The sequence below is a fragment of the Wolbachia endosymbiont of Drosophila leontia genome, from assembly GCF_028981785.1.
Taxonomy (GTDB): domain Bacteria; phylum Pseudomonadota; class Alphaproteobacteria; order Rickettsiales; family Anaplasmataceae; genus Wolbachia; species Wolbachia pipientis.
Genome location: NZ_JAPQLK010000042.1, coordinates 1 through 5164, shown reverse-complemented (window position 1 = coordinate 5164; position 5164 = coordinate 1). Strand labels below are relative to the sequence as shown.

The window sequence follows — 5164 nt, the reverse complement described above, 5'->3', positions numbered from 1 at the left end:
GATCTTTTGCTTGGTTAGAAAAATGTAGAAGATTGTGGAAAAATTGCGAACGTAAACTCAACACCAGCTTACAAATGATTGTCCTTTCCTTCATTTCTCTCCTATTACGAAGATTTTAAACAGGTTCTTAGATTTACCGACAGTTTGAAAAACAAAAATTCGTCATTCCGCTACTTGTTAGCGGAATCTATGCTGAGATATCGCGGCGGTATGACGTAGGAAAACCTTTCTTGGGTTAGCTATAGTTTGCTATATTATGTGATTTTATTTTTAGCGTTGCTTCTTATATTATGTAATTTATTTTCCATAATATACATTATGTAATTTTCGATGCTAAGATCTGTTATAGCTCTCAGTATGATATGAGTGATTCTCTTTTAATAATTATTTTTTAAATAGTTTGTTGGTTCATCAATTTCTTTAGGATTGATATCTACAATTATTTTTCCGTTTTTTAACAGAATAATCCGATCTGATATTTTTGTTAAAAAATCCAAATTGTGAGAAGCGATAATCATAGTAATACCCATATCTCTAACTGATTGTAGTAGTTCCACAACGTCGACTATTGTTGCTACATCTAAACCAGACGTTGGCTCATCGCATAATAGAATCCTTGGATTCATCATTAAGCTTCTGGCAAGCGCAACCCGCTGTTTTTGCCCACCGGATAGATTACTAGGGTAATCATTTTTTTTAGAGGCAATACCCAAAGACTCAAGTAGTGAATCACTTTGATCCTGAGTTTTGTTTTTAAGTTTGGGAGCATATGTAAGATTTTCCCAGACAGTCATATGTGGGAAAAGTTGAAAATCCTGAAATACAAAACCAGTACTATCATTGCATTCAATGCTACCAGAATCTAAAACTTCGAGTTTTTGTATACAACGTAACAATGTTGATTTACCACTACCAGAAGGACCAGCAAGACCAACTATAGATTGTTCTATAATCAGGTTAATATTATTAAGTACTGGAACATTATTAAATAATTTACAAATATTATGCATTTTTATCATATATACCTTTCTGTTCAATCTTTTTGCCTATATATTCAATTAGTAATGCAAGAGCGTAATAATAAGCCCCAGCAAGACAAAGTGGTATAAAATAAGTAAATTGTTCTGCTGCAAGCATTTGCGCAGAGCGCATAATATCAACACCACCAATAGTAGAGATTAATGCCGTTTCTTTAAGGAGTGCAATGATCTCATTTATCATTGCAGGAAGAATATTTTTAATAACTTGTGGTAATATAATATCTCTCCACATATAGAAACTAGGTATTTGTAAAGTTTTAGCTGCTTCAAACTGGTTTTTTGATATAGTTTCAATACCAGCTCGTAAAATCTCAGCAATATAAGCACAGCTATTTAGACCAAATGCTATAATGCCAGCACTAAATATGTTTAATTTAATTCCTGCAATGGTTGGAGTCATAAAATAAACAACACTTAACTGTAATATAAGGGGAGTGCCACGTATTACAGATATAATTCCATTAATTAATGGAATACAGATCTTATTATATCTGAGTACTGAAAATAACCCTCCTAGACTCATACCTAAAAGCAGTCCTCCTATCAATAATTTTAAAGTAAAGGCAAGGCCTGTTCCAACAAACAAGAAATTAGAAATTAATTCTTGCATCAGTTATCTCCTAGCCATTTTTCTGCTATCTTTTGTATTACACCTTTACTTTCTAAACTTTTTAACGCCTCGTTTATTTTATCCTTTAAATCAGATCCTTTATTCACAGCAATAGAATAACCATTATCTGACTTAGCGATGGCTGACCATGATAGACCAGGATTTTTTTTGCTAAATACTTTACCTTGGAATTCATCAATTAGGACGCCATCAACATGACCAGACTTTAATGTTTCTACAGCTTGATTATTATTGTCTATAGCAATAATTTGAGCTGTTGTAGGAACATGCTCTTTTAGCCAAATTTCCATGACAGTTCCTAGTTGAACGGCTATCTTCTTGTGAGTTAAGTTGTTTATACCGGCTATGGGTTTATTTTTGTGATATAGAATACCAAATTCCCCTGTATAATAACTATTTGAAAAATCAAAATTTTTTTCACGCTCTTCTGTGCTACCAATAGTAGATATAGCAGCATCTACAGAATTACTTTGCAATGCTGCAAATATAGTACTAAACTGCATATCTTTAAATATCGCTTCTTTACCTAACTCTTTTGCTACTAATTGAGCAAGCTCAATGTCAAAGCCAGTAAATTTACCATTTTCATAATATTCAAAAGGTGGATAATCTGCAGAAATTGCAAATCTAATGACATTATCGTATTTATCTTCCTTGCATCCTGTTAATAGAATACTTATCGCTATAATAGCATTTAAAATGTATTTTTTCATATTACTAATTTATATTCATATTTTATTCATCTTGTGAATATAGACATTAAAAATTGAATGGTCAAGAAATAATGAATATAATTTCAAATATACTTATTACATATTCAATATGAGGAAAATGCATAATGCATGACAACACACTAGGTGAACATATTTTAAATATTATTCAAAATCATGAAATTTTAGAACAGAGCGATTTACAGACCTTACTCAAAAAAAGAGGGTATAACATTTCTCAGGCTACTTTATCAAGAAAATTGAAAGAACTTAAAATTGCCAAAGTTGCTGGTATGTATAAAGTAATTGACATCAACCAATATCGATTACCATTAATACTTAATATGCAAATTTCGGATTTTGGTTTAATAGTACTACACACTCAACCAGGACAAGCTAGCAGCCTAGCTTACTTTCTAGATCAGAAGTATGTTATTTATTCATTAAATAATAGCAAAAACATAGGAATTATAGGAACTATAGCAGGTGATGATACAGTATTATTGATCATCAAAAGTAAGGCTGAACTTAACAAAGTATTACAATCAATTTATGAAACATTTCCATATTTAAGTCCTGAATAAGAATGTTGTAAGTTAAAAATGTGATATAAAGGAGATAAGAGGGATTCCTTTGTTTAAATCTTTGTCTTCTTTTTTTCAATATACCTACATATCAGAATGGACAATTCATATAGAATCAGCATAGGTATTGCAAGCCCTACTTGGCTTAATACATCAGGTGGAGTTAAGATTGCAGCAATAATAAAAATTACCACTATTGCGATTCTACGTTTATTTGACAAACTTTGTGTAGTGAGTAACCCTACTCTCACCATCAATGTGAGTATTACTGGAATTTGAAATGCAGTGCCAAATGCAAACATAAATTGAAGAACAAGGTCTAAATATTCGCTAACTGATGGCATAAACTCTATCGGTATATCGAAGGATTTACCACTGTGTTCGAAGTTGATAAAAAACTTCCAGGCTAAAGGAAATATATAGTAATAGACTACAGTAGCTCCCGTTACAAATAAAACCGGTGTTGCAATTAAGTATGGCAACAACACTGCCCTTTCACTTTTATATAACCCAGGTGCTAAGAACATATAGAATTGCCATGCAAACACAGGAAAAGAGAGCAAAAGTGCACTCATTACAGCAACCCTAAGATATACAAAAAATGCCTCTGTTAAGTCTGTGTAAATCAAAGAAAAACCTTTGCTACCTTTTGTTGCTTCTATTAAAGGTGCAAGTAAAAAACGGTATATATTTTCCTTAAAGTAGTAACAAAAACCAAAAGCAACACAAAAAAATAGAAAGCAAAAGATAACTCTTTTTCTGAGTTCCGCAAAGTGTTCGTAAAATGAGGCGTATTTGTTTGAGTTCCAGTTCATACTTTACTATAGCTCAATAATGCTATGTCTAACATTCTCAGCGAAAAAGCCCACTCATTGTCATACCACGCTGCAACCCTGCATATATCACCTGTAACATATGTACCAGTTAAATCCACAATTGCACTATAAGGGTTATGCACAAAGTCTATTGAAACTAAAGGTTCCGTACATATAGAAAGTACATTTGACATTGGAGAACCCTCTGTCATCCTAGTACCCTCTGATGTCATCCGAGTAGCTGACACTGGATTAGATTCCAGCGTCACGCGCTGGAATGACGTAGACGAGAGAGCTGCATCCTTAAACATTTCATTGATTTCTTTAACGGTCGCTTTCTTATCAGTCGTAAATGTAAAATCAACCATAGAAACATTGCTAACTGGAACTCTGACGGCAGTGCCATCTAGCTTGCCCTTTAATTCAGGAATTATAGAACCAATTGTTTTTGCTGCCCCGGTTGTAGTTGGCACCATAGATAATCCGCAAGCTCTTGCTCTACGCAAATCTTTATGGTTACCATCAAGAATATTTTGATCATTCGTGTAGGCATGTATAGTAGTCATAAAACCGCTTTTTATGCCTAAACCAGAATGTAGGACTTTCACAATCGGAGCAAGGCAATTTGTAGTGCAAGAACCTGCTGATATCACTTTATGCTCTTTTTCGAGCATATCGTTATTCACACCATAAACTATAGTGACATCAGCATCCGGAACTGGAGCAGAGACAATCACTTTCTCTGCATTGTGCCTTATTGCTTCTTCACGTTTGTTGAATGCACCAGTACATTCAAGTATTACATCAACATTCCAAGGAATATTTTCAGGGCTCCGTTCTCTATATAAAGAAAACTCTTTGCCATTTATAGAAATCCAATTTTGAGACTCATTAAAATCAATATTACCACTGAATTTGCCATGAATAGAATCATATTTAATCAAATGTGCATGCTGCTTTGCACTGAGCGATCCATTTACAGCTACAACTTCTATTTGCTCATTATACTTTTCTATTTCATAAATAGCACGCAATACGCCTCTGCCTATTCTACCCAGACCATTAATTCCTACACGAATCGTCATCTCTTCATTCAAAAAATTTAATTATAGAGGATATCACTTGATATTTCATTTTATTCTTTTGCTTTTCTATCGATATGAACATTATAGCAAGGAGACAGGGCTAAAAACTTGCTTGACAAACTCCGCCAGCCCCCTTAGCATGAAACCGAAGCTATTGTATTTGCTTTCGCCAATCTGCAGATTAAAAGGTAAGGATTACTTAATGTACCGGCGTCTTATGTTCAATTTTTTGCAGTATATAGATACTGTATGTCTTTACAAAACTTCATCTACATCTAGATTTTTATCTAAATAAGCTG

6 protein-coding genes and 1 pseudogene are annotated in these 5164 nt (G+C 33.4%); 2 read left to right on the top strand and 5 right to left on the bottom strand.

The window, feature by feature from the left end; genetic code table 11:
- Positions 1-119, top strand: a pseudogene (locus OZD63_RS01315) (IS5/IS1182 family transposase); the annotation flags it as partial.
- 258 nt (positions 120-377) lie between these two features.
- Here the strand turns inward: OZD63_RS01315 and OZD63_RS01310 are convergent.
- Genes OZD63_RS01310 through OZD63_RS01300 form a run of 3 tightly spaced genes read right to left on the bottom strand, consistent with a single transcriptional unit; the run spans position 378 to position 2384 of the window.
- Complete coding sequence (locus OZD63_RS01310) at positions 378-1019, bottom strand: amino acid ABC transporter ATP-binding protein (protein WP_458695125.1); 642 nt, start codon at positions 1017-1019, stop codon at positions 378-380.
- Positions 1003-1650 (bottom strand): amino acid ABC transporter permease, encoded by a 648-nt coding sequence (locus OZD63_RS01305; RefSeq protein ID WP_275007908.1) that lies wholly within the window; start codon positions 1648-1650, stop codon positions 1003-1005. The genes OZD63_RS01310 and OZD63_RS01305 overlap by 17 nt, the downstream gene beginning before the upstream one ends.
- Entirely contained in the window at positions 1650-2384 is a 735-nt protein-coding gene (locus OZD63_RS01300; protein ID WP_274979472.1) for a substrate-binding periplasmic protein, read from the bottom strand. The genes OZD63_RS01305 and OZD63_RS01300 overlap by 1 nt, the downstream gene beginning before the upstream one ends.
- A 125-nt stretch (positions 2385-2509) precedes the next feature.
- On the opposite strand from OZD63_RS01300, the gene OZD63_RS01295 reads away from it, so the two are divergent.
- Complete coding sequence (locus OZD63_RS01295; RefSeq protein WP_064125001.1) at positions 2510-2965, top strand: arginine repressor; 456 nt, start codon at positions 2510-2512, stop codon at positions 2963-2965.
- Between the two features lie 53 nt (positions 2966-3018).
- Here OZD63_RS01295 and tatC read toward each other — a convergent pair whose 3' ends face one another.
- Positions 3019-3780 carry a twin-arginine translocase subunit TatC gene (gene tatC, locus OZD63_RS01290; RefSeq protein ID WP_182320250.1) on the bottom strand — a complete coding sequence of 254 codons (762 nt, stop codon included), beginning with the start codon at positions 3778-3780 and terminating at the stop codon, positions 3019-3021.
- The gene (locus tag OZD63_RS01285) at positions 3777-4865 is read right to left on the bottom strand and encodes a type I glyceraldehyde-3-phosphate dehydrogenase (protein WP_275007907.1); all 1089 of its coding nucleotides are present in this window, start codon (positions 4863-4865) and stop codon (positions 3777-3779) included. The genes tatC and OZD63_RS01285 overlap by 4 nt, the downstream gene beginning before the upstream one ends.
- Positions 4866-5164: the final 299 nt, after the last annotated feature.

Coding starts and splice junctions, on each gene's coding strand:
- OZD63_RS01310 (WP_458695125.1), bottom strand. CDS start 1,019: ATGATAAAAATGCATAATATTTGTAAATTATTTAATAATGTTCCAGTA.
- OZD63_RS01305 (WP_275007908.1), bottom strand. CDS start 1,650: ATGCAAGAATTAATTTCTAATTTCTTGTTTGTTGGAACAGGCCTTGCC.
- OZD63_RS01300 (WP_274979472.1), bottom strand. CDS start 2,384: ATGAAAAAATACATTTTAAATGCTATTATAGCGATAAGTATTCTATTA.
- OZD63_RS01295 (WP_064125001.1), top strand. CDS start 2,510: ATGCATGACAACACACTAGGTGAACATATTTTAAATATTATTCAAAAT.
- tatC (WP_182320250.1), bottom strand. CDS start 3,780: ATGAACTGGAACTCAAACAAATACGCCTCATTTTACGAACACTTTGCG.
- OZD63_RS01285 (WP_275007907.1), bottom strand. CDS start 4,865: ATGACGATTCGTGTAGGAATTAATGGTCTGGGTAGAATAGGCAGAGGC.